3 protein-coding genes are annotated in these 26,676 nt (G+C 77.2%); all 3 read right to left on the bottom strand.

The features are described 5' to 3' along the window. Positions 1–4 precede the first annotated feature (4 nt). The 3 genes from ACLWS4_RS03040 to ACLWS4_RS03030 all read right to left on the bottom strand — a co-directional run bounded on the left by ACLWS4_RS03040 (position 5) and on the right by ACLWS4_RS03030 (position 26,557). Positions 5–5,350: a type I polyketide synthase gene (locus ACLWS4_RS03040; protein WP_416873304.1), complete on the bottom strand. Its 5,346-nt coding sequence runs from the start codon at positions 5,348–5,350 to the stop codon at positions 5–7. 187 nt (positions 5,351–5,537) lie between these two features. Beyond that, positions 5,538–17,021, bottom strand: coding sequence for an SDR family NAD(P)-dependent oxidoreductase (locus ACLWS4_RS03035; RefSeq protein ID WP_416873303.1), 11,484 nt, complete (start codon positions 17,019–17,021; stop codon positions 5,538–5,540). 68 nt (positions 17,022–17,089) lie between these two features. Further along, positions 17,090–26,557, bottom strand: a complete 9,468-nt coding sequence (locus tag ACLWS4_RS03030) for a type I polyketide synthase (RefSeq protein WP_416873275.1) — start codon at positions 26,555–26,557, stop codon at positions 17,090–17,092. Positions 26,558–26,676: the final 119 nt, after the last annotated feature.

The raw sequence follows: 26,676 nt of genomic DNA, 5'->3' as shown, positions 1-26,676 counted from the left end.
TTCCTCAGACGCCTGCGGGGTCCACCGAGGTGCCCAGCGCCAGTTCGACCAGGTCCGTGATGTCCATGCCGTCGATCTCGGCCGCCCTGGCCTCCTCGGCGGCCTGCTCCTCGGCGGTGCCGCCGTCGGTGCCGCCGTCGGCCTCCGCCTCGGGCAGCAGCAGCGCCCGCATCCGCTCGGCCAGCGCGCCGGCCGTCGGGTAGTCGAAGACCGCCGTCGCGGGCAGCCGCAGACCGGAGGCCTGGTAGAGCCGGTTGCGCAGCTCCACGGCCGTCACCGAGTCGAACCCGAGCTTGCTGAACGGGAGTTCGGGATCGACCTGCTCGGCCGAGGAGTGCCCGAGCACCCCGGCGATCTGCGCCCGGACCAGGTCGAGCGCGGCACGGCGGCGGTCGGCCCCGGAGAGCGCGGCCAGCCGTTCGGCCAGCCGGCCGCCGTCCTCCCCGGTACGGGACCGGGCGGCGCGCCGCGCGGCCGGCCGGACCAGCGCGCGCAGCAGGTGCGGCACCGGGGTCCGCCCGCGCAGCACCGCGAGGTCGAGCGCGGCCGGCACCACCAGCGGGGCGGGAACGGCCAGCGCCTCGTCGAACAGGGCGAGCCCGTCCCGCTCGGACAGCGGCACCGTGCCGCCCCGGCTCATCCGCTCCAGCTCGGCCTCGCCCAGGTGGCCGGTCATGCCGCTGGGCTGCGCCCACAGGCCCCAGGCCAGCGACTGCGCGGGCCGCCCGGCCGCCCGGCGGCGGGCCGCGAGCGAGTCCAGGTAGGCGTTGGCGGCGGCGTAGTTGCCCTGGCCGGGGCTGCTGAAGGTGGCGGCGGCGGAGGAGAACAGGACGAAGGCGGCCAGGTCCAGCTCCGCGGTCAGCTCGTCCAGGTGCGCGGCGGCGTCGAGCTTGGGCCGCAGCACCCGGGCGAGGGCCTCGGGCGTCAGGGTCTCGACCACGGCGTCGTCGAGGACGCCGGCGGTGTGGACGACGGCGGTGAGGGGGTGGTCGGTGGGGATGTCGGCGAGCAGTGCGGCGAGTCGGTCGCGGTCGGCGGTGTCGCAGGCGGTGACGGTGACGGTGGCGCCGAGTTCGGTGAGTTCGGTGGTGAGGTCGGCGGCGCCGGGGGCGTCGGGGCCGCTGCGGCTGGTGAGCAGCAGGTGGCGGGCGCCGTGGTCGGTGACGAGGTGGCGGGCGAGCAGGGTGCCGAGGGTGCCGGTGCCGCCGGTGACCAGCACCGTCCCGGCCGGGTCGAGTGGACGGAGGTCGGCGGTCGGGGTGGCCCGGACCAGCCGGGGGGCGAACAACTCGCCCTCCCGGACGGCCAGTTGCGGCTCGCCGCAGGCCAGCGCGGCGGGCAGGACGGCGGCCGCGTCGGCGGTGCCGTCGAGGTCGACCAGGACGAACCGGTCGGGGTGCTCCGCCTGCGCGGAGCGGAGCAGGCCCCAGAGCGGGGCGTGGACCAGGCCGGGCACCGGGTCGCCGGGGGCGGCGGCGACCGCGCCCCCGGTCAGCACGGCCAGCCGCGTCCCGGCGAACCGCTCGTCGGCGAGGAACTCCTGGAGCAGGCCGAGGACTTCACCGGTCACCCGGTGGGCGTCCGCCGGGGAACCGCCGTCGGCCGGCGGCGCGGGCAGGAGCAGGACCTCCGGTCCGCAGGCGGCCCCGGCGAGGGAGTCCAGGCGCTCGAGTCCGGCCAGGCCGTCCAGCCGGAGCCCGGGGACGGCCCGGTCGTCGCCGAGCACCGCCCAGCGCTCGGCCCGCCCGCCGTCGCCCGGCGCGACCCGGGCCCACTCGACCCGGAAGAGCGCGTCCCGCTGCCCGCGCCGGGCGGCCCGCAGCTGACCGGCGGAGATCGTCCGGACGGCCAGCGAGGCCACCGAGGCGACCGGGGCTCCGGTCTCGTCGAACAGGGCCAGCGACACCGAGTCCGGCCCGGTGGGGGAGACCGTCACCCGCAGCGCCGTGGCGCCGGTGCCGTGCAGGCGGACGCCGCTCCAGGCGAACGGCAGGCCGTTGCCCTCGGCCGCGCCCTCCCGGCGGGCCAGCCCCATGCCGTGCAGGGCGGCGTCCATCAGCGCGGGGTGCAGGCCGAAGCGGTCCGCGTCGGCGTGCGCCTGCCGCGGCAGCCGGACCTCGGTGTGCACCTGCTCGCCGAGCCGCCAGGCCCGGGTCAGGCCCCGGAACACCGGGCCGTAGCCGTAACCGGCCTGCTCCAGGCGGTCGTAGAAGCCGTCGAGGTCGACGGGGGCGGCGCCGGCCGGCGGCCAGGGCCCGCTCTCCGCGGGGGCCTGGGCGTCGTCGGCGGCGAGCAGACCGCCGGCGTGCCGGGTCCACGGCTCGCCGTGCGGGGCGTCCTGGGGGCGGCCGTAGACGGCCACCGGCCGCAGGCCGGACTCGTCGGCCGCGCCGACCACGGCCTGCAGGACGACGGCGCCGCGCTCGGGGAGGATCAGCGGGACCTCGATGGCCAGGTCCTCGACCAGGCCGCAGCCGACCTCGTCACCGGCGCGGACGGCCAGCTCCACGAAGGCCGTACCGGGCAGCAGGACGGTGCCGGAGACGGCGTGGTCGGCCAGCCACGGGTGACTGCGCGGCGACAGCAGGCCGGTGAGCACCACCCCGTTGCCCTCGGCCAGCGGCAGGGCCGCGCCGAGCAGCGGGTGGTCGGTGGCGCCGAGACCGGCCGCGGTGACGTCCCCGGTGCCGGAGGAGGGCTCCAGCCAGTAGCGCTCGTGCTGGAAGGGGTAGGTGGGCAGGTCGACCGGGCGGGCGCCGGCCGAGCGGCCGGAGAGGTCCACCGCCACGCCGCGCACCCAGAGTTCGGCGGCGGAGGCCAGGAAGCGGGCGAGCCCGCCCTGGTCGCGGCGGAGCGTGCCGCAGGCGACGGTGGGGGCGGTCGCCTCGTCCAGGGTCTCCTGGAGTCCGGGGGTGAGGACGGGGTGGGGGCTGATCTCGATGAAGGTGGTGAAGCCCTCGGCGAGCAGGGCGCGGACGGCGGCCTCCAGCTGCACCGGGTGGCGCAGGTTGCGGTACCAGTACGCGGCGTCGAAGGCGGCGGTGTCGGTCCAGCGGCTGTCCAGGGTGGACCAGAACGGGACCTTCGGGGGCCGGGGGCGCAGGTCGGCCAGGGCGGTGAGCAGTTCGTCCTGGATCCGCTCGACGTGGGCGGAGTGGGAGGCGTAGTCGACGGGGATGCGGCGGGCGCGGATGCCGTCGGTGGTGAGGCGTTCGACGAGTTCGTCGAGGGCGTCGGCGTCTCCGGCGACGACGGTGGAGCTGGGGCCGTTGACGGCGGCGATCGAGATGCGGTCGTGCCAGGGGGTGAGGTCGATGTCCCCGGCGGGCTGGGCGATGGAGACCATGCCGCCGTTTCCGGCGATGGCGGTGATGGCCTGGGAGCGGAGGGCGACGGTGCGGGCGCCGTCCTGGAGGGAGAGGGCGCCGGCGACGGTGGCGGCGGCGATCTCGCCCTGGGAGTGGCCGATGACGGCGTCGGGCTCGAGTCCGTACGCCTGCCAGAGTGCGGCGAGGGAGACCATGACGGCCCAGAGGGCGGGCTGGACGACGTCCACCCGGTCGTAGCCGGGGGCGCCCTCGGCGCCGCGCAGGACGTCGAGGAGCTTCCAGTCGGTGAACTCGGCGAGGGCGTCGGCGCATTCGGTGATCCGGGCGGCGAACACCGGCTCACTGTCGAGGAGTTCGACGGCCATCCCGACCCACTGCGAGCCCTGCCCGGGGAACACGAACACCGTCCGGCCGGTGACGTCCGCCGTGCCGGAGGCGAAGTCCCCGAGGGAGTCGTGGAGTTCGGCGGTGGTGGCGCCGACCACCGCCGCGCGGTGGGCGAAGTCGGAGCGGGACGAGGCCAGCGAGGCGGCGAGGTCGGCGGGGACGAGCGCCGGGTCGGCGGCGAGCAGCTCGCGCAGCCGCGCGCCCTGGTCCCGGAGCGCGGCCGGGCTCTTGGCGGAGAAGGCCAGCGCGACCGGGCCGGTCGGCGCGGCCGAGGGGGTCTCGACCAAGGGAGCCTCGACCGGCGGGGCCTGCTCCAGTACGACGTGGGCGTTGGTGCCGCTGACGCCGAAGGAGGAGACGCCGGCCCGGCGCGGGCGGCCGGTCTCCGGCCAGGCGCGCGCCTCGGTGAGCAGGTCGACCGACCCGGCCGTCCAGTCCACGTGCGGGGTCGGCTCGTCCACGTGCAGGGTGCGGGGCAGCACGCCGTGCTGCATGGCCAGCACCGTCTTGATCACCCCGGCCACGCCCGCGGCGCACTGGGTGTGGCCGATGTTGGACTTCACCGAGCCCAGCAGCAGCGGGAGTTCGCGCTCCTGGCCGTAGGTGGCGAGCAGCGCCTGGGCCTCGATCGGGTCGCCGAGGGTGGTGCCGGTGCCGTGCGCCTCCACCACGTCGACCTCGGCCGCCGCCAGCCGGGCGTCGGCCAGCGCGTGCCGGATCACCCGCTGCTGGGAGGGGCCGTTGGGGGCGGTCAGGCCGTTGGAGGCGCCGTCCTGGTTGACGGCGCTGCCGCGGATCACGCCGAGCACCCGGTGCCCGTTGCGCCGCGCGTCGGAGAGCCGCTCCAGCATCAGCATGCCGACGCCCTCGCTCCACGCGGTGCCGTCGGCGGCGCCCGCGAAGGCCTTGCAGCGGCCGTCCGGGGCCAGCCCCTTCTGCTGGCTGAACAGCACGAACATGCCGGGGTTGGACATCACCGTCACGCCGCCGGCCAGCGCGGTGGTGCACTCGCCCTGGCGCAGCGAGCGGGCGGCCCAGTGCAGCGCGACCAGCGAGGAGGAGCAGGCGGTGTCGACCGAGACCGCCGGGCCCTCCAGGCCGAAGTGGTAGGCGATCCGGCCGGAGGTGACGCTGGAGGTGGTGCCGGTGCCCAGGTACAGGTCCACGCCCTCCGGGATGTCCGAACCGGTGCCGTACAGCTGCGAGGTGGTGCCGACGAAGACGCCGGTCCGGCCGCCGGCCAGCGACTGCGGGTCGATGCCCGCGCGTTCCACGGCCTCCCAGGAGGTCTCCAGCAGCAGCCGCTGCTGCGGGTCCATCGCCAGCGCCTCGTTGGGGCTGATGCCGAAGAAGCCCGCGTCGAAGCCGGCCGCGCCGTCCAGGAAGCCGCCGTGGCGGGTGTAGCTGGTGCCGGCGGCGCCCGGGTCGGGGTCGTACACCGAGTCGAGGTCCCAGCCGCGGTCGGTCGGGAACTCGGAGATCGCGTCGGCCTCGTCGACCAGGAGCCGCCACAGCCCCTCGGGGCTGCGCACGCCGCCGGGGAAGCGGCAGGCCATGCCGATGATCGCGATCGGCTCGTGGCGCTCGTCCTCGAGCTCCTTGAGCCGCCGGTGGGCCTTACGGGTATCGGCCACCGCCCGCTTGAGGTACTCGCGAAGCTGGTCTTCGTTGGCCATCTCAGATCACTTTCCTGCGGCGGAGTGGTGGCTGCCGGGGTCGTCCGGCTCCGGGGCGGGGCGCGGCCGCGTCCGGGCGTGTCCGGGGGGCCGCCGGGCCGTGCCCCGGAGGGGGGCCGGCCCGGCGGCGCGGGGGGTTCCTGGATCAGTCCAGGGAGTCGACGAGGGCGAAGAGCTCGTCGTCGGAGGCGGCGTCGAGGTCGCTGTCGTCCCCGGCCAGGCCGGCCGCGGAGGCGGCCGGGCCGTCCAGGCGGTCGAGCAGGGCCCGCAGGCGCGGCGACAGGCCGTCGAGCGCGTGGCCGTCCGCCAGCCGCCGCTCCAGGGCGGCCTCCAGCCGGTCCAGCTCGGCGAGGACGGGCTCCTCCCGCGGTGCTCCCTCCCGGGGCAGCCGCCCGTCGAGGAAGCCGGCCAGCGCGGCCGGGGTCGGGTAGTCGAACACCAGGGTGGCCGGCAGCCGCAGCCCGGTCGCCTCGTGCAGCCGGCTGCGCAGCTCCACGGCGGTCAGCGAGTCGAAGCCGATCTCCTTGAACGCCCGGGTGGCCTGTACGGACTCCGCCGAGGCGTGTCCGAGCACGTCGGCCACCTGGGTGCGCACCAGGTCGAGCAGGGCCCGGGTCCGGTGCTCCCCGGTGAGGCCGGCGATCCGGCGGGCCGGGTCCTGGCCGGCGCCGGTCTCGGCGGCCCGCCGGCCGGTGGCGCGGACCAGGCCGCGCAGCATCGGCGGCACCTCGCCGCCCCGGAAGGCGGCCGGGTTCAGCCGGACCGCGACGGCCAGCGGGTCGGCGCCGGTCCGGGCGGCGTCGAACAGCTCCAGGCCCTGCTCCGCCTGGAGCGGCGCCATCCCGCCGCGGGCCAGCCGGCCGAGGTCGGCCCTGCCGAGCCCGCCCGCCATGCCGGCGTGCGCCGGGTCGTCGAGCTGCCACGGGCCCCAGGCGATCGCGGTGCCCGGCAGGCCGTCGGCGCGGCGGCTGCGGGCGAGCGCGTCCAGGAAGGTGTTGGCGGCGGCGTAGCCGGCCTGTCCGGCGGCGCCGAGCACCCCGGCGACGGAGGAGAACAGGACGAAGGCGTCCAGGTCCCGGCCGGCCGTCAGCTCGTGCAGGTTGACCGCGCCGTCGACCTTGGGGCGCAGGACGGTGGCGACCCGCTCGGGGGTGAGCGCGTCGAGCACGCCGTCGTCGAGCACCCCGGCGGTGTGCACCACGGCGGTGACGTCGTGCGCGGCGAGCAGCGCCGCCAGGGCCGTCCGGTCGGCCGCGTCGCAGGCGGCGAGGGTGACCTCGGCGCCGAGCGCGGTGAGTTCGGCGGTGAGCTCGTCCGCGCCCTCGGCCCGGGGGCCGCCGCGGCTGGTGAGCAGCAGGCGGCGGACGCCGTGCGCGGTGACCAGGTGGCGGGCGACCAGCCGGCCGAGCGCACCGGTGGCTCCGGTGACCAGGACCGTGCCGTCCGGGCGCAGGGCCGGGGCGGTGGCGTCGCCGGTCGCGTCGGCGTCGGCGCCGGCCCGGGCCAGCCGGGGCGCGGAGACCGTGCCCCGGCGGACGACCAGCTGGGGCTCGTCGGTGGCCAGCGCGGCGGGCAGGACGGCGGCGGAGGCCTCGTCCCCGTCCAGGTCGACCAGGACGAACCGGCCGGGGTGCTCGGCCTGGGCCGAGCGGACCAGGCCCCAGAGCGGGGCGTGCGCGAGGTCCCGGAGGTCGGCCCCGGCCGCGTGCCGGGTGACGAACACCAGCCGGGAGTCGGCGAACCGCTGGTCGGCGAGCCACTCCTGGAGGAGGGTCAGCGCCCGGCCGGTGGCGGCGTGCACCCGCTCGGCGAGCGGGCCCTCGTCCCCGGCCGTCCAGGGCACCAGGACGGTGTGCGGGGCGGCCGCGTCGAAGGCGGCCAGGTCCGGCCGGCCCGGCAGGCCGAAGGCCGGCTCGCCGAGCACGGCCCAGTCGGCCGTGGCCGGGGCCGCCGGGAGCCGCAGCTCGGCCGGCTCGACCCGGTAGAGCGCGTCCCGGCCGCCCGTACCGGCCCCGGTGATCGCCTCCGGCGAGACCGGGCGCATCACCAGGGACTCCACCGAGGCGACCGGCGCACCGGTGGCGTCGGCGATGGCGAAGGCCACCCCGCCGGTGCGGGCCGGGGTGAGCCGGGCCCGGACGGCGGCGGCGCCGGAGGCGTACAGCTCGACGCCCGTCCAGGCGAAGGGCAGCCGGCCGTGCGGGGCCTCGTCGGTGGAGATCCGCTCCAGCAGGGTGGAGGCGGCCATCGCCTGGAGCACCGCGTCGAACATGCCGGGGTGGATGCCGAACCGGGCGGCCGCCGTACGGCCCTCCTCGGGCAGTGCGACCTCGGCGAAGACCTCGTCCCCGCGCCGCCAGAGCGCCGTCAGGCCGGCGAACAGCGGCCCGTAGGCGAAGCCGGTCTCGGTGGCCCGCCGGTAGAAGCCGGTCAGGTCGACCTGCTCCGCGCCGGCCGGAGGCCAGGCCCGGAGGTCGAAGTCCGGGGCGCCGGCGCCGGTGCCGAGCACGGCGTCGGCGTGGTGGGTCCACTCGCCCTCGGGGGCGTCCTCCGGCCGCGAGTGCACGGCCAGCGGGCGCCGGCCCGCGGCGTCGGCCGGGCCGACCCGCAGCTGGAGCAGCACGCTGCCGGTGCGCGGCAGGACCAGCGGCGCGAGGTGGGTGATCTCCTCGACCCGGTCGCAGCCCACCTGCTCGGCGGCGTGCAGGGCCAGCTCGGCGTAGGCGACGCCGGGGACGACGGTGCGGCCCATCACCCCGTGCTCGGCGATCCACGGGTGGGTCCGCTCGGAGAGCGAACCGGTGAACAGGAAGCCCGTGCCGTCGGCCAGTTCGGCCATCGCGCCGAGCATCGGGTGCTCCGGCGAGCCGAGTCCGGCCCCGGCCAGGCCGACCGGGCCCCCGTCGTCCTCCAGCCAGTACCGCTCGCGCTGGAAGGCGTAGGTGGGCAGCTCGGTCCGGCGGGCGCCGGGCAGCAGCCGCGACCAGTCGACCGCGGCGCCGCGCAGCCGCAGCGCGGCCAGCGCCTCGACCAGGGACTGCTCCTCGGGCCGGTCCCGGCGCTGGGCGGCGATCAGCGCGAACCCGGAGCCGGGCAGGCTCTCCCGGCCGGCCGCGGTGAGCACCGCGTCCGGGCCCAGCTCCAGGAAGGTGGTGACGCCCCGCTCGGCGAGCGCGAGCAGCGTGTCGTGGAAGCGGACGGCCTCGCGGACGTGCCGCACCCAGTACTCGGGGTCGGTGGCCTCGGCCGGCAGCGGGATCCGCGGCTGGTGGTAGGTCAGCGACTCGGCGACGGCGCGGAACTCCGCCAGCATCGGATCCATCAGCGGCGAGTGGAAGGCGTGGCTGACCCGCAGCCGCCGGGTGCTGCGCCCGCGCTCGGCGAGCACGGCGGCGACGGCCAGCACCGGCTCCTCCGGCCCGGCGATCACCACGGCCTCGGGGCCGTTGACCGCGGCCAGCGAGACCTGCCCGGTGAGCAGCGGCCGGACCTCCTCCTCGGTGGCGCGGACCGCCACCATCGCACCCCCGGCGGGCAGTTGCTCCATCAGCCGGCCGCGGGCGGCGACCAGCGCGGACGCGTCGGCCAGCGACAGCACCCCGGCGACGTGGGCCGCGGCCAGTTCGCCGACCGAGTGGCCGGTGACGAAGTCCGGCCGCGCGCCGAAGGATTCGACCAGGCGGTAGAGGGCGACCTCGACGGCGAACAGGGCGGGCTGGGTCCAGCCGGTCCGGTCGAGCAGCTCGCCCTGCTGGAACACCACCTCGCGCAGCGGCCGCTCCAGGTGCCGGTCCAGCTCGGCGCAGACGGCGTCGAAGGCGTCCGCGAACTCCGGGTAGGTGTCGTACAACTCCCGGCCCATGCCGGGGCGTTGGGCGCCCTGGCCGGTGAAGAGGAAGGCCGTCTTCCCGGTCGCGGCGGTGCCGCGCGGGCCGCGGCCGGCGGCCAGGGCCGCCAGGCCGTCCAGCAGGCCCTCGCGGTCCCGGGCGACCACCGCGCCGCGGTGCGGCAGCGCCGCCCGGGCGGCGGTCAGCGAGTGGGCGAGGTCCGGCAGGACGGCCTCCGGGCGTTCGGCCAGGAAGGCGGCCAGCCGCTCGGCCTGGGCGGAAAGCGCCTGCTCGGAGCGGGCCGAGAGGAGGAACGGCAGGGCGCCGTGCCCGGTCGGCGCGGCCGGCGGGGGCTGCTCCTCGGGGGCCTGCTCGACGATGACGTGGGCGTTGGTGCCGCTGATCCCGAAGGAGGAGACGCCGGCCCGGCGCGGGCGGCCGGTCTCGGGCCACTCCCGCTCCTCGGTGAGCAGCTCGACCGATCCGGCCGTCCAGTCGACGTGCGGCGTGGGCTCGTCCACGTGCAGGGTGCGGGGGAGCACCCCGTGGTGCATCGCCAGCACCATCTTGATGATGCCGCCGACCCCGGCCGCGGCCTGGGAGTGGCCGATGTTGGACTTCAACGAGCCCAGCTGGAGCGGCAGTTCGCGGCCCTGGCCGTAGGTGGCGAGCAGGGCGTTGGCCTCGATCGGGTCGCCGAGCCGGGTGCCGGTGCCGTGCGCCTCGACGGCGTCCACGTCGGAGGTGGCCAGGCCGGCGGCGGCCAGCGCCTCGCGGATCACCCGCTCCTGGGCCGGGCCGTTGGGCGCGGTGAGGCCGTTGGAGGCGCCGTCCTGGTTGATCGCGGTGGCCCGGACGACCGCCAGCACCGGGTGCCCGTTGCGGCGGGCGTCCGACAGCCGCTCGACCAGCAGCACGCCCACGCCCTCGGCGAAGCCCGTACCGTCGGCGGAGGCGGCGAAGGCCTTGCAGCGGCCGTCCGCCGACATGCCGCCCTGGCGGTCGAACTCGGCGAACAGGCCGGGCGTCGACATCACGGCCACACCGCCGGCCAGCGCCAGATCGCACTCGCCGCGGCGCAGCGCGGCCGCCGCCAGGTGCAGCGCCACCAGCGAGGAGGAGCAGGCGGTGTCCACGGTGATCGCCGGGCCCTCGAGCCCGAAGGTGTACGCCACCCGGCCGGAGATCACGCTGGCCGCGCTGCCGTTGCCCAGGTAGCCCTCGACCTCGCCGGGGACGCGGCGCAGCCGCGAGGCGTAGTCCTGGCCGCTGGTGCCGGTGAACACGCCGACCCGGGTGCCGTGCACCGAGGCCGGGTCGATGCCCGCCCGCTCGAAGGCCTCCCAGGAGGTCTCCAGCAGCAGCCGCTGCTGCGGGTCCATGGCGAGCGCCTCGCGCGGGCTGATCCCGAAGAAGGCCGCGTCGAACTCGGCCGCGTCGTGCAGGAATCCGCCCTGGCCGCCGGGCTCCCAGCCGCGGTCGGCCGGGAAGCCGGTCAGGGCGTCGCCGCCGGCCCGCAGCAGCCGCCACAGGTCCTCGGGCGAGCCGACCCCGCCGGGGTAGCGGCAGCCCATCGCGACGATCGCGATGGTGTCCTGGTCGCCGTCCCGGGCCGTCGCGCCGGTGGCCGCGGCCGGTCCCGCGGTCGCCGGGGCCTGCTCGTCGAGCAGCCGGGCGCGCAGGTGGCGGCCGAGCGCGGTCGGGCTCGGGTGGTCGAAGACCAGGGTGGCGGGCAGGCGCAGTCCGGTCGCGGTGCTGAGCCGGTTGCGCAGCTCCACCGCCGTCAGCGAGTCGAAGCCGAGGTCCTTGAACGCGCGGTCCGCGTCGATCGCCTCCGCCGAGCCGTGCCCGAGCACCGAGGCCGCGTGGCCGCGGACCAGGTCCAGCAGCAGCTCCGTACGGTCCGCCTCGGGGAGGGCGGCCAGCCTGCGGGTCAGCGCCGAGCCGCTCGGCCCGGACACCGCCTCGGCCTTGCGCCGGGCCGGGGCCCGGAGCAGGCCGCGCAGCAGCGCCGGGACGGGGCCCCGGCCGCGCCGGGCGGACAGGTCGAGGTCGGCGGGCAGCAGCAGCGGCTCGTCCAGCAGGGCGGCCGCGTCGTACAGGGCCATGCCGAGCTCCGAGCCGAGCGGGGTCATGCCGCCCTCGCTCATCCGCTCGACGTCCCGGGCGTCCAGGTGCCCGGTCATGCTGCTGCGCTGCTCCCACAGGCCCCAGGCGAGCGCGGAGCCGGCCAGGCCGCGGGCCCGGCGGTGCTGGGCGAGGGCGTCCAGGAAGGTGTTGGCGGCGGCGTAGCCGCCCTGGCCCGCGCCGCCGAGCACACCGGCGGCGGAGGAGAACAGGACGAAGCAGGCCAGGTCCCGGTCGAGCGTCAGCTCGTGCAGGTTGAGCGCGCCGTCGACCTTGGGCCGCAGCACCGCGTCGATCCGCTCCGGGGTGAGCGAGCCGATCACGCCGTCGTCGAGTACCCCGGCGGTGTGCACCACGCCGGTGAGCGGGTGTGCGGCGGGGATGTCCGCGAGGACGGCGGCGAGCCGGTCGCGGTCGGCGGCGTCGCAGGCGGCGACGGTCACGGTGGCGCCGAGGGCGCGGAGTTCGGCGGTGAGTCCGGCCGCGCCGGGGGCCTCGGCGCCGGTCCGGCTGGTGAGCAGCAGGTGGCGGACGCCGTGCTCGGTGACCAGGTGGCGGGCGAGCAGGGAGCCGAGGGTGCCGGTGCCGCCGGTGATCAGCAGGGTGCCGTCCGGGTCGGGGGCGGGCGGCACGGTCAGCACGACCTTGCCGGTGTGCCGGGCCTGGCTGACGTACCGGAAGGCGTCGACCGAGCGGCGGACGTCCCAGGTGGTGATCGGCAGCGGCCGCAGCACGCCGGCCTCGAACAGGTCGACCAGCTCGGCGAGCATCGCGGCGATCCGCTCCGGGCCGGCCTCGAACAGCTCGAAGGCGCGGTAGGCGACGCCGGGGTGCCGGGCGGCGACCTCCTCGGCGTCCCGGATGTCGGTCTTGCCCATCTCGACGAACCGGCCGCCGCGGGGCAGCAGGCCGAGCGAGGTGTCGACGAACTCCCCGGCCAGCGCGTTGAGCACGACGTCCACGCCGCGCCCGCCGGTGGCCGCCAGGAACTCGCGGCCGAAGTCCAGGGTTCGGGAACCGGCCAGGTGGGCGTCGTCCAGGCCGAGCGGCCGCAGCGCGTCCCACTTGCCCTGGCTGGCGGTGCCGTACACCTCGGCGCCCAGGTGGCGGGCGAGCTGGACGGCGGCCATGCCCACGCCGCCGGCGGCGGCGTGCACCAGGACGGACTCGCCGGGGCGCAGCCCGGCCAGGTCCTTCAGCGCGTAGTAGGCGGTGAGGAAGACGATCGGGGTGGACGCGGCCTCGGTGAAGTCCCAGCCGCGGGGGATCCGGACCAGCAGCCGGTGGTCGGTGACGGCGGTGGTGCCGAAGGAGCCGGCGAACATGCCCATCACCCGGTCGCCGGGGGCGAGTGCGGTGACGTCCCCGGCGACCTCCAGGACGACGCCGGCGCCCTCGTTGCCGAGCAGGCCGGCCTGGCCGGGGTACATGCCGAGCGCGTTGAGCACGTCGCGGAAGTTGAGGCCGCCGGCCCGCAGGGCGACCCGGACGTGGCCGGGGGCGAGCGGCTCCAGGGTGTCCGGGCAGGCGGTCAGGACGAGGTTGTCCAGGGTGCCGCGCCCGGTGGTGTCCAGCCGCCAGGGCTCGCCGGCGGGCGGGGTGAGCGCGCCGGAGGTGGCCGCGCGGGCCAGCCGCGCGGCCAGCACCGTCCCCTCGCGCAGGGCGAGTTGGGGCTCGCCGGTGGCGAGGGCGGCGGGCAGCGCGGCGGCCGAGGCGGCGGCGCCGTCCAGGTCGACGAGGACGATCCGGTCCGGGTTCTCGGACTGCGCGGAGCGGACCAGGCCCCAGAGCGGGGCGCAGGCCAGGGCGGTGACGGCCTCGCCGGGGTGGGCGGCGACGGCGCCGCTGGTGGCCAGGACCAGCCGGGACCCCGCGAAGCGGTCCTCGGCCAGCCAGGTCTGGAGCAGCTCCAGCACCCGGTGGGTGACGGCGCGGGCCTGCTCGGCGGTGCCGCCGTCGGCCGGCGCGTCGACCGGCACCAGGACGGTGGCCGGCACCTCGGCGGGCAGCGCGTCCAGGCCGTCGGTCCGGTACGGCTCGACGGTGTCCTCGGGCAGCGGGACGGCGGTCCAGTCGATCCGGAACAGCGAGTCGGGGGTGGCGGGCCGGGCGGTCGTGCCGACGGCGCCGATCGGGCGCAGCACGAAGGAGTCGGCGGTGGCCACCGGGGCGCCGGACCGGTCGGCGACCAGCAGCGAGACGCTGTCCCGGCCGGTGCGGCTGAGCCGCACGCGCAGCTCGGCCGCGCCGGAGGCGTGCAGGGTCACCCCGCTCCAGGCGAACGGCAGCAGGTTCAGGCCCTCGCCGCCGTCCACGGCGCAGCCCAGCGCGTGCAGGGCGGCGTCCAGCAGCGCCGGGTGCAGCCCGAAGCGCTCGGCCCGGGTCCGCTGCTCCTCGGGCAGCCGGACCTCGGCGTAGATGTCGTCGCCGTCCAGCCAGGCGGCCCGCAGACCGCGGAAGGCCGGGCCGTAGCCGAGACCGCCCGCGGCCAGCCGCTCGTAGTAGCCGTCCAGGTCGACGGCGGTGGCGCCGGCCGGCGGCCACGCCGTCAGGTCCTCGGCGGCGGCCGGTGCGGCGGCCTGGGCGAGCCAGCCGCTGGCGTGCCGGACCCAGGGCGCGTCCAGCGGCGCGTCCTCCCGGAGGGAGTGGACGGTGACCTCGCGCCGGCCGCTCTCGTCGGCCGGGCCGACCCGCACCTGGAGGGCGATCCCGCCGGTCTCCGGGAGCACCAGCGGGCTCTCCAGGGCGAGTTCGTCGACCCGGTCGCAGCCGGCCTGGTCGCCCGCGTGGACGAGCAGGTCGAGGAAGGCGGTGCCCGGCAGCAGGACCGAGCCGAGCACGGCGTGGTCGGCCAGCCAGGGGTGGGTGCGCAGCGAGAGCCGGCCGGTGAGCAGCAGGCCGTCGTCGTCGGCGAGGGTGAGCGAGGCGCCGAGCAGCGGGTGGTCGGCGGAGCCGAGGCCGAGGTCGACGGCGTCCCCGTTGGAGGCGGTGGCCTCCAGCCAGTACCGCTCGTGCTGGAAGGGGTAGGTGGGCAGGTCGGTCCGCCGCGCGCCGGGGAAGACGGCCGGCCAGTCGACCGTGCGCCCCCGGACGTGCAGGGCGGCGAGCGCCGAACGGAACCGGGCGGGGCCGCCGTGGTCGCGGCGCAGGGTGCCGGCCGCGACGGCGGTGGCCTCGGTGGCGTCCAGGGTGTCCTGCACGGCGGAGGCGAGCACCGGGTGCGGGCTGACCTCGACGAAGAAGGCGTGGCCGTCGGCGGCGAGGGCGCGGACGGCCTCCTCCAGCCGGACGGTCCGGCGCAGGTTGCGGTACCAGTACGCGGCGTCCAGCCGGACGGTGTCCAGCCAGGCGTCGTCCACGGTCGAGTAGAACGGCACCTCGGAGGTCCGGGGGGCGACGGGGGCGAGCAGGGTGAGCAGCTCGTCCTGGATCCGCTCGACGTGGGCGGAGTGCGAGGCGTAGTCGACGGGGACGCGGCGGGCGTGGACGCCCCGGGCGTCGAGGGCGGCCTGGAGCTCGTCCAGGGCGTCGGCGTCCCCGGCCACGACCGTGGACGAGGGGCCGTTGACGGCGGCGACGGAGATCCGGTCCTGCCAGGGGGTGAGGTCGATCTCCCCGGCGGGCTGGGCGACGGAGACCATGCCGCCGGCCCCGGCGATGGCGGTGATGGCCTGGGAGCGCAGGGCGACGACCCGGGCGCCGTCCTGGAGGGTGAGGGCGCCGGCGACGGTGGCGGCGGCGATCTCGCCCTGGGAGTGGCCGATGACGGCGTCGGGCCGGACGCCGTACGCCTGCCAGAGGGCGGCGAGGGAGACCATGACGGCCCACAGGGCGGGCTGGACGACGTTCACCCGGTCGTAGCCGGGGGCGCCCTCGGCGCCGCGCAGGACGTCGATCAGCTTCCAGTCGGTGAACTCGGCCAGGGCGTCGGCGCATTCGGTGATCCGCGCGGCGAACACCGGCTCGCTGTCGAGGAGTTCGACGGCCATCCCGGCCCACTGCGAGCCCTGGCCGGGGAAGACGAAGACGGTCTTGCCGGTCACGTCGGCCGTGCCGGAGACCAGCCGGGCGGGCTCCTCGCCGGCCGCGAACGCCTCCAGGGCGGCGGCCAGTTCGGCGCCGTCCGCGGCGACCACGGCCGCGCGGTGGGCGAACTGTGTGCGGGAGACGGCCAGGGAGAGGCCGAGGTCGGCCGAGGCGGCCTCGGTGTCCAGGTGGTCGCGCAGGCGGCGGGCCTGGTCGCGCAGGGCCTGGTCGGTCTTAGCGGAGAGGAGGAAGGGGAGCGCGCCCGGGGCAGGAGCCTCCTCGGCGGGCACCTCGTCGGCGGGCTGCTCCTCGGGGGCCTGTTCGAGGATGACGTGGGCGTTGGTGCCGCTGACGCCGAAGGAGGAGACACCGGCCCGGCGCGGGCGGCCGGTCTCCGGCCACTCCCGGGCCTCGGTGAGCAGCTCCACCGACCCGGCCGTCCAGTCCACCTGCGAGGACGGCGCGTCCACGTGCAGGGTCCGCGGCAGCAGGCCGTGCCGCATGGCCAGCACCATCTTCATCACGCCGGCCACCCCGGCGGCGGCCTGGGTGTGGCCGATGTTGGACTTCACCGAGCCGAGCAGCAGCGGCCGTTCGCGGTCCTGGCCGTAGGTGGCGAGCAGGGCCTGGGCCTCGATCGGGTCGCCGAGCCGGGTGCCGGTGCCGTGCGCCTCGACGGCGTCCACGTCGGTGGTGGAGAGTCGGGCGTTCTCCAGGGCCTGGCGGACGACCCGCTGCTGGGAGGGGCCGTTGGGGGCGGTCAGACCGCTGGACGCGCCGTCCTGGTTGACGGCGCTGCCGCGGACCACCGCGAGCACCGGGTGCCCGTTGCGGCGGGCGTCGGAGAGCCGCTCCAGCAGCAGCATGCCGGCGCCCTCGCCCCAGCCGGTGCCGTCCGCGGCCTCGGCGAACGCCTTGCAGCGCCCGTCCGAGGCGAGCCCGCGCTGCTTGGAGAACTCCACGAAGGACAGCGGGGTCGACATCACCGTGACCCCGCCCGCCAGGGCGAGCGAGCACTCGCCCTGGCGGAGCGCCTGGACGGCGAGGTGGAGGGAGACCAGCGAGGCGGAGCAGGCGGTGTCCACGGTGACCGCCGGGCCCTCGAGACCGAAGGTGTAGGAGATGCGGCCGGAGACCACGCTGGCGCCGATGCCGGTCGCCAGGTACCCCTCGGCCGCCTCCGGCGCCCTGGTCACCAGCGCCGCGTAGTCCTGCCCGTTGGTGCCGGCGAAGACGCCGGTCCGGCTGCCGCGCAGCGACCGCGGGTCGATGCCGGCCCGCTCGAAGGCCTCCCAGGAGGTCTCCAGCAGCAGCCGCTGCTGCGGGTCCATGACCAGCGCCTCGCGCGGGCTGATCCCGAAGAACCCCGCGTCGAACCGCGAGGCCCCGTACAGGAACGCGCCCTCGCGGACGTACGAGGCGCCGGTGCCGTCGGCGTTGCCGCCGAGCAGCCGGTCGGTGTCCCAGCCGCGGTCGGCGGGGAACCCGCCGACCGCGTCACGGCCGTCGGCGAGCAGCCGCCACAGCTCCTCGGGTGTCCCGACGTCGCCGGGGAAGCGGCAGCTCATCGCGACGATCGCGATCGGCTCGTGCTCCGCGGCCTCCAGCTCGCGGACCCGCTGACGCGTCCGCCGCAGGTCTGCGGTCACCTTCTTGAGGTAATCGACGACCTTGTCATCCGTCGGCATTGCACACCTTCCAGGCAGCGGTTGTCCGCTCAGAGGCCGAATTCCGCATCTATCAGGGAGAGCACCTCATCCACCGATGCGGCTTGCAGTTCGAGGTCCGCCTCGACAGTGGCAGCCGCACCCGGGGCCGGGACACCCCTGACCGCCACCCCTGCACCCCTGAACTCGCGCCACTTGGCCAGCAGGGTCTCCAGCCTGACGGTGACCCGGCGGCCGTCCTCGTCGTCCAGCCCGGCGTCCGTGAGCGCCGCCTCCAGCGCGTCCAGCCCGGCGAACACGTCCGGTTCCACGGCGGTGTCCTCCACCGGGGCCAGCCGGCCCGCCAGCAGGGCGGCCAGCGCCACCGGGTCCGGGTGGTCGAAGAGCAGCGTGGCGGGCAGCGGGAGGCCGGTGGCGCCGCCCAGGCGGTTGCGCAGCTCGACCGCCGTCAGCGAGTCGAACCCCAGCTCCAGGAACCCCTTCCGGGGCTCCACCGCCTCCGGCCCGCGGTGCCCGAGCACCTCCGCGGTGAGCCGGCGGACCAGCTCCAGCAGGACGCGTTCGCGCTCCGCCGCGGAGACGCCGGCCAGCCTGGCCGCCAGCGCGTTCCCGTCCTCGGCCGCGGCGGCCGGGCCGTCCCGCTCCGGGGCCAGTGCCCGGACGGCCGGGAGCTCGGCGAGCAGCCGGCTGGGCCTGGCCGCGACGAACCCCGGCGCGAACCGGGACCAGTCCACGTCCACCACGGCGACCGCGGTGTCGCCCTGGGCCAGCGCGGCGTCCAGGGCGGCCAGCCCCGACTCCGGCGCCAGCGGGGTCACCCCGGTGCGCCGGGCGCGCTCCAGCACCTCGCCCCCGGCGGCCATGCCGCCCTCGTCCCACGGCCCCCAGGCCACCGCGGTGGCGGGCAGGCCGAGGGCCGCGCGCCGCTCGGCCAGGGCGTCCAGGTAGGCGTTGGCGGCGGCGTAGTTGGCCTGCCCGGGGGCGCCGAGCGTGCCGCTGAAGGAGGAGAACAGCACGAAGGCCGCCGGCTCCAGGTCCAGGGTCAGCTCGTGCAGGTGGCGGGCCGAGGCGGCCTTGGCCCGCAGGACGGTCGCCAGCCGCTCCGGGGTCAGCGCGTCGATCACGCCGTCGTCGAGCACCCCGGCGGCGTGCACCACCGCGGTGAGCGGGTGCTCGGCCGGGATGTCCGCGAGGAGCGCGGCGAGCCGGTCGCGGTCGGCGGCGTCGCAGGCGGTGACGGTCACGGTGGCGCCGAGGGCGCGGAGTTCGGCGGTCAGGTCGGCCGCGCCCGGGGCGCCGGGCCCGCTGCGGCTGGTGAGCAGCAGGTGGCGGACGCCGTGCTCGGCGACCAGGTGGCGGGCCAGCCGGGCGCCGAGCGCGCCGGTGCCGCCGGTGATCAGCACCGTGCCCTCCGGGTCCCACCCGGGCGCGTCGCCGCGCCGGGCCGACGGCGCGGGCAGCAGCCGCCGCCCGTACAGGCCGTCGGGCCGCACCGCGACCTGGTCCTCGCCGGACCCGCCCGTCAGCAGCGCGGCCAGTCGGTCCCCGGCCGGGCCGTCGAACTCCTCCGGCAGGTCCACCAGGCCGCCCCAGCGGTCGGGGTGCTCCAGCGCGGCGGCCCGTCCCAGGCCCCACAGCGCGGCCTGCGCCGGGCTCGCGACCTGCCCGCCGACCGTCACGCCGGCCCGGGTCGCGCACCAGAGCGGGGCGTCCGGGGCGAGGTCGCCGAGGGCCTGGAGCAGCGCCACGGCGCCGGAGGTGACGGTGTGCTCGTCGGCGCCGTCCGCGAGGGCCAGCAGCGAGAGCACCCCGGTCGGGGCCGTGCCGTCCAGGGCCTGCCGGAGCGGGCCCGCCAGGGTGCCGCGGTCGAGGCCGTCCGGGGCGACCGTCACCCGCAGCAGGTCCGCGCCGTGCCGTTCCAGCGCCGCCAGGGCGCCCTCGACGGCCGCCGGGGCGCCCCCGGCGGGCAGCACGGCCAGCCAGGTTCCCATCGGGCGGTCGGCCCGCGGCAGGACGGCCGCCGGCTCCGGGAGCCGCTGCCAGCCCGCCCGGTAGCGCCAGGAGTCGAGCCGGGAGCCGTCCCGCTTGCGGTGGCGCCAGGAGGACAGCGCGGGCAGCACCTCGCCCAGCGAGCGCTGCTCCTCCTCGGCCAGCCGGAGGCTCGCGCCGAGCGCGGCCAGGTCCTGCTGCTCGACGGCCGCCCAGAAGGCGGTGTCCACCGGGTCGGCCGCCGGGGCGGGGCCGTCCAGCCAGAACCGCTCGCGCTGGAAGGCGTAGGTGGGCAGCTCCACACGGCGGGAAGCGGCGGCTCCGGCCGCGGCGAAGAAGGCCGGCCAGTCCACCTCCGCGCCGAGCGTGTGCAGCGCGCCGACCGCCCGGACCAGGGCCGCGGCCTCCGGCCGGTCCCGGCGCAGCGCGGGCAGCAGGGCGAAGCCGCCCTCGGGCGCCGTCCCGGCCAGGCAGTCCTGGCCCATCGCGGTCAGCACGCCGTCCGGGCCCAGCTCCAGGTACCGGCTCACCCCGTCGGCGGCCAGCCGCCGGAACACGTCGTCGAAGCGGACGGCGGCACGGATCTGGCCGACCCAGTACTCCGCCGTGCACAGCTCCTCGGCGGCCACCGGGCGGCCGGTGCCGGAGACCACCGGGATCCGCGGCTTGTGGTACGTCAGCGCCGCCGCGACCTCGCGGAACTCCGCCAGCATCGGGTCCATCAGCGGGGAGTGGAAGGCGTGGCTGACCCGCAGCCGCCGGGTGCGGTGCCCGGCGTCGGCGAGCTGCGCGGCGATCCGCAGCACGGCCTCCTCCGGGCCCGCCAGCACGGTGGCGCGCGGGCCGTTGACGGCGGCCACGGCCACGGCCACCTCGCCGCCGAGCAGCGGCAGCACCTCGGCCTCGGCGGCCTCCACGGCCACCATCGCGCCGCCGGCGGGCAGTCGCTCCATCAGCCGGCCGCGGGCGGCGACCAGCGTGGCGGCGTCGGCCAGCGACAGCACCCCGGCCGTGTGCGCGGCGGCCAGCTCGCCGACGGAGTGGCCGGCCAGGAAGTCGGGCCGCACGCCCCAGGATTCGACCAGGCGGTAGAGGGCGACCTCGACGGCGAACAGGGCGGGCTGGGTCCAGCCCGTACGGTCCAGGAGTTCGCCGCCCTCGGCGATCACCTCGCGCAGCGGGCGCTCCAGGTGGCGGTCCAGTGCGGCGCAGACCTCGTCGAACGCCGCCGCGAACGCCGGGTACGCCGCGTACAACTCGCTTCCCATGCCCACGCGTTGGGCGCCCTGGCCGGTGAACAGGAAGGCCGTGCGGCCGGGGGAGACGGTGCCGCGCACCAGCTCGGGCGCCGCTCCGCCGGCCGCGAGCGCCTCCAGTCCGGCCCGCAGGCCGTCCGGGTCGGCGGCCACCAGGGCCGCCCGGTGGGTGAACTGCGTGCGGGAGACGGCGAGGGAGAGGCCGAGGTCGGCCGAGGCGGCCTCGGTGTCCAGGTGGTCGCGCAGGCGGCGGGCCTGGTCGCGCAGGGCCTGGTCGGTCTTGGCGGAGAGGAGGAAGGGGAGCGCGCCCGGTGCGGGAGCCTCCTCGGCCGACTCCTCGGCGGGCTGCTCCTCGGGGGTGTGTTCGAGGATGACGTGGGCGTTGGTGCCGCTGACGCCGAAGGAGGAGACGCCGGCCCGGCGCGGGCGGCCGGTCTCCGGCCACTCCCGGGCCTCGGTGAGCAGGTCCACCGACCCGGCCGTCCAGTCCACCTGCGAGGACGGCGCGTCCACGTGCAGGGTGCGCGGGACGGTGCCCCGGCGCATCGCCTCGACCATCTTGATCACGCCGCCGACCCCGGCGGCGGCCTGGGTGTGGCCGATGTTGGACTTCAACGAGCCCAGCAGCAGCGGCCGTTCGCGGTCCTGGCCGTAGGCGGCCAGCAGCGCCTGCGCCTCGATCGGGTCGCCCAGCTTCGTGCCCGTGCCGTGCGCCTCCACCACGTCGACCTCGGCGGCGGCCAGCCCGGCCCGGTCGAGGGCCTGGCGGATCACCCGCTCCTGGGAGGGGCCGTTGGGGGCTGTCAGCCCGTTGGACGCGCCGTCCTGGTTGACGGCGCTGCCGCGCAGCACCGCCAGTACCGGGTGCCCGTTGCGGCGGGCGTCCGAGAGCCGCTCCAGCAGCAGCATGCCGACGCCCTCGCCCCAGCCGGTGCCGTCCGCCGCCTCGGCGAACGCCTTGCAGCGCCCGTCCGGCGCCAGCCCGCGCTGGCGGCTGAACTCGATGAACGAACCCGGCGTCGACATCACCGCGACGCCGCCGGCCAGGGCCAGCGAGCACTCGCCGGAGCGCAGCGCCTGGCCCGCCAGGTGCAGCGCCACCAGCGAGGAGGAGCAGGCCGTGTCCACGGACACCGCCGGGCCCTCCAGGCCGAGGGTGTAGGCGATCCGGCCGGAGGCGACGCTGGCCGAACTGCCGTTGCCCAGATAGCCCTCCACCTCCTCCGGGACGGTGCTGAAGCGGGCCGCGTAGTCGTGGTACGAGATGCCGGTGAAGACGCCCGTCCGGCTGCCCCGCGCCGACAGCGGGTCCACGCCCGCGTGCTCGAAGGCCTCCCAGGAGGTCTCCAGCAGCAGCCGCTGCTGCGGGTCCGTCGCCAGCGCCTCGCGCGGGTTGATCCCGAAGAACGCCGCGTCGAACCCGGCCGCGTCGTACAGGAACCCGCCCTCGGAGGCGTAGCAGGTGCCGGGCTGCTCGGGGTCGTCGCTGAACAGCGCGGCGGTGTCCCAGCCGCGGTCCTGCGGGAAGCCGCCGACGGCGTCCCGGCCCTGGGCGACCAACTGCCACAGCTCCTCGGGCGAGCCGACCCCGCCGGGGTAGCGGCAGCTCATCCCGATGATCGCGATCGGCTCCCCGGCGTCCACCGGACCGGCGGTGGGGGCGGCCGCCGAGCCGTCCTCGCCGAGCAGTTCGCCGAGCAGCCGGGCGGCCACCGCCTCCGGGGTCGGGTGGTCGAACAGCAGGGTGCTCGGCAGCCGCACCCCGGTCGACCGGGCGAGCCGGTCGCGCAGCTCCACCGCCGTCAGCGAGTCGAAGCCCTGCTCCTGGAACGGGCGGACCACCTCGATCCCGTCGGCCGTGGGGTGGCCCAGGACCTCCGCCGCCAGGCCGCTCACCAGCTCCACCAGGGAACGGGAGCGCTCGGCGACCGGCAGGCCGGCGAGGGCGGAGCGCAGCGTCGAGGCGGCGTCGTCGGCGGGCGCGGGCCGCTCCTCGGCGCGCTCCAGCTCCCGCACCTCGGCCAGCGCGCCCAGCAGCGGGCTCGGCCGGACGGCGGTGAAACCGGGGTGGAAGCGCGACCAGTCGACCTCGGTGACGGTCACGGCCGTGTCGTCCAGGTCCAGCGCCTGCCGCAGGGCCGCGACCGCGAGGTCCGGCGCCAGCGCGCCGAGGCCCATCCGCCGCAGCGGTCCCTCCTGACCGGCCGACATGCCCTCCCCGGCCCACGGGCCCCAGGCCACCGAGGTGGCCGTCAGGCCGCGCGCCCGGCGCTGCTCGGCCAGCGCGTCCAGGAACGCGTTCGCCGCGCCGTACGCGGCCTGGCCGCCGCCGCCCCAGGCCCCGGCGACGGAGGACATCAGCACGAAGGCGTCCAGCTCCTGCCCGTCCAACAGCTCGTCCAGGTGCGCCGCTCCGGTCACCTTGGCGGCGCCGGACGCGGCCAGCGCGTCCGCGTCGAGCTCGCGCAGCGGCCCCATCGCCCCCGAGCCGGCCGCGTGCACCACGGCGCTCAGCGGGCCGAGCCCGTCCAGCAGCCCGGCCAGCGCCGCGCGGTCCGCGACGTCGCAGGCCGCCACCGTGACCCGGGCGCCCAGCCCGGACAGCTCGGCCTCCAGGGCGGCGGCCCCGGCGGCCGCACCGCCCCGACGGCCGGTCAGCACCACGTGCTCCGCGCCGTTCGCGGCCAGCCAGCGCCCGATCCGGGCCCCCAGCGCGCCGGTACCGCCGGTCACCAGGACGGTGCCGCGCGGCCGCCACTCGCGGCCCGCCGCGCCACCGGCCGCCCGGACCAGGCGGCGCGCGTACAGCCCGTCCGCCCGGACGGCGGCCTGGTCCTCGCCGGACCCGCCCGCCAGTACCGCGGCCAGCCGGTCGGCCGCCTTGCCGTCCACCGTCTCCGGCAGATCGACCAGGCCGCCCCAGCGCACCGGGCACTCCAGTGCCGCCACCCGGCCCAGGCCCCACAGCTGCGCCTGCGCGGGGCTGACCCGGTCGCCCGTCCCGGCCGCCACCGCGCCCCGGGTCGCGCACCACAGCGGCGCGTCCAGCCCGGCCTCGTCCAGGGCGTTCAGCAGCAGCACGGTGTCGGGCAGCGCGGCCGGCACCCCGGGCCGCGCCTCCCGCTCGTCCAGGGCCAGCAGGGAGAGCACGCCGTCCGGCTGCCGCTCCCCGGCGGCGGCCCGCAGCCGGGCGGCCAGCCCGGCGCGGTCCTCGCCCTCGGCCGCCGCGACGGTCAGCAGCCGCGCGCCGCGGGCCCGCAGCGCGGACAGCGCGCCGCCGGTGCCCTCCTCCGTCCAGCCGGCCGGCAGGACGGCCAGCCAGTCGCCGGAGAGCCCGGGCGGGGCGGCCGGGTCGGCGAGCCGCTGCCACTCGACGCGGTAGCGCCAGGAGTCCAGCAGCGAACGGTCCTGGCGCTCGCGCCGCCAGGAGGAGAGCGCGGGCAGCAGGTCGCCCAGCGAGCGCTGCTCCTCCTCGGCCAGCCGGAGGCTCGAACCGAGGGCGGCCAGGTCCTGCTGCTCGACGGCGGCCCAGAAGGAGGCGTCCGCCGGGTCGGCGGCGCCCGCGACGGGCGCGGCGTCCAGCCAGAAGCGGCGGCGCTGGAAGGCGTAGGTGGGCAGGTCGACCCGGCGCGCGCCGGAACCGGCGAAGAACGCCGCCCAGTCGGCCCGCACCCCGCGCCCGTGCAGCGCCGCCACGGCGGACACGGCGGTCCGCACCTCGGCCCGGTCGCGCCGCAGCACCGGCACGAAGGCCTCGTCGGCGTCGTCGCCGTGGTCCCGGCCCATGGCGGTGAGCACGGCGTCGGGGCCGAGCTCCAGGAAGGTGGTGACGCCCTTCGCCCGGAGCGTCTCCACGGCGTCGTGGAAGCGGACGGTGTGGCGGGCGTGGCGGATCCAGTAGTCGGGGTCGGTGAGTTGCCCGGTGGTGGCGGGTTCGCCGGTGAGGGTGGAGACGATCGGGACGGCGGGGGCGTGGTAGGTGAGCTCGGTGAGGACGTCGCGGAACTCGTCGAGCATCGGTTCCATGAGCGGGGAGTGGAAGGCGTGGCTGACGCGCAGGTCGCGGGCCTTGTCGAACTGTGCGGCGACGGCCCGGACTTCGGCGGTGTCACCGGCGATGACGAGGGAGCGGGGGCCGTTGACGGCGGCGATCGAGACCCGCTCGGTGAGCAGGGGCAGGACCTCGTCCTCCGTGGCCCGGAGCGCCACCATGGCGCCGCCGGTGGGGAGGTGGTCCATCAGACGGGCGCGGGCGGTGATGAGGCGGGCGGCGTCCGGAAGGGACAGCACGCCGGCCACGTGGAAGGCCGCGACCTCGCCGATCGAGTGGCCGGCCAGGAAGTGCGGCCGGACGCCCCAGGATTCGACCAGGCGGTAGAGGGCGACCTCGACGGCGAACAGGGCGGGCTGGGTCCAGCCCGTACGGTCCAGGAGTTCGCCGCCCTCGGCGATCACCTCGCGCAGTGGCCGCTCCAGGTGGCGGTCCAGCTCGGCGCAGACCTCGTCGAACGCCGCCGCGAACACGGGGTACGCCGCGCACAACTCGCTTCCCATGCCGGTGCGTTGGGCGCCCTGGCCGGTGAACAGGAACGCGGTCTTGCCGGTCGTCGTCGCGGTGATCCCGTCGCCCTCGGCCACCGCGGCCAGTCCGGCGGCGAGTTCGGCGCGGTCCGCGGCGACCACGGCGGCCCGGTGGGCGAACCGCGCGCGGCCGGTGGCCAGCGAGTAGGCCAGGTCGGTGAGGTCCAGCCCGGGGTCCGCGTCCAGCCGGGCGCGCAGCCGGGCGGCCTGCTCCCGCAGCGCGGGGACGGTCTTCGCCGACAGCAGGTGCGGGGCGAGCGCGGGCGCCGTACCGGCCCGCGCCTCGGCCTCCGGGTCGGCCGGGGCCTCCGGCGCCTGCTCGACGATGACGTGGGCGTTGGTGCCGCTGACGCCGAAGGAGGAGACGCCGGCCCGGCGCGGGCGGCCGGTCTCCGGCCAGTCCCGGGCCTCGGTGACCAGCTCGACCGACCCGGCCGTCCAGTCCACCTCGGGCGTCGGCTCGTCCACGTGCAGGGTGCGCGGGACGGTGCCCCGGCGCATCGCCTCGACCATCTTGATGATGCCGCCGACCCCGGCGGCGGCCTGGGTGTGGCCGATGTTGGACTTCAACGAGCCCAGCAGCAGCGGCCGTTCGCGGTCCTGGCCGTAGGCGGCCAGCAGCGCCTGGGCCTCGATCGGGTCGCCGAGGGTGGTGCCGGTGCCGTGCGCCTCCACCACGTCCACCTCGTCGGCCGCCAGCCCGGCGCTCTCCAGCGCCTGCCGGATCACCCGCTGCTGGGCGGGACCGTTCGGCGCGGTCAGCCCGCTGCTCGCACCGTCCTGGTTGATGCCCGAGCCGCGGACCAGCGCCAGCACCGGGTGCCCGTTGCGCCGGGCGTCGGAGAGCCGCTCCAGCAGCAGCATGCCGACGCCCTCGCCCCAGGCCGTGCCGTCCGCGGCGGCGGCGAAGGACTTGCAGCGGCCGTCCGGCGCCAGCCCGCGCTGGCGGCTGAACTCCACGAAGCCGGCCGGGGTCGAGAGCACCGTGACGCCGCCGGCCAGGGCCAGCGAGCACTCGCCGGAGCGCAGGGCCTGGCCCGCCAGGTGCAGGGCGACCAGCGAGGAGGAGCAGGCGGTGTCCACGGTGACGGCCGGGCCCTCCAGGCCCAGCGCGTACGCCACCCGGCCGGAGGCCACGCTGCCGGCGCTGCCGTTGCCCAGGTAGCCCTCCACCTCCTCGGGAACGGACTGGAAGCGGGCCGCGTAGTCGGCGGTCGCGATACCGGCGAACACCCCGACCCGGCTGCCGCGCACCGAGGTCGGCGCGATCCCGGCCCGCTCGAAGGCCTCCCAGGAGGTCTCCAGCAGCAGCCGCTGCTGCGGGTCCATGGCCAGCGCCTCGCGCGGGCTGATCCCGAAGAACGCCGGGTCGAACTCGTCGGCCCGGTGCAGGAAGCCGCCCTCGCGGACGTAGCTGGTGCCCGGCGTCCGCGGGTCGGGGTCGTACAGCGCCTCGACGTCCCAGCCCCGGTTGACCGGGAAGCCGGAGATCGCGTCCACACCCCCGTCGACCAGCTGCCAGAGCTCCTCGGGCGAGGTCACCTCGCCGGGGTAGCGGCAGGCCATGCCGACGATCGCGATCGGCTCGCGGCCGGCGTCCACCAGCTGCCGGTTCTCCCGGCGCAGCCGCTGGATCTCCTTGAGGGAATCCCGGAGTGCCGCGACGACTTCCTGGGGTGCTGCGTTCATCACAAATCTCCGTACATCAAGCTCAGGTCGGGGCTAGGGGGGCGGTGATCCGCGCCGGGTACTCGGCGCGGATCACCGGGGCCGCCTAGGAGTTGTCGCGGGCCAGGCGGAGCAGCTCGGCC

Source organism: Kitasatospora sp. SC0581, from assembly GCF_048159585.1.
Classification (GTDB): domain Bacteria; phylum Actinomycetota; class Actinomycetes; order Streptomycetales; family Streptomycetaceae; genus Kitasatospora.
The sequence above is the reverse complement of the archived record's forward strand: the minus strand, read 5'-3'. Positions and strand labels throughout refer to the sequence as shown.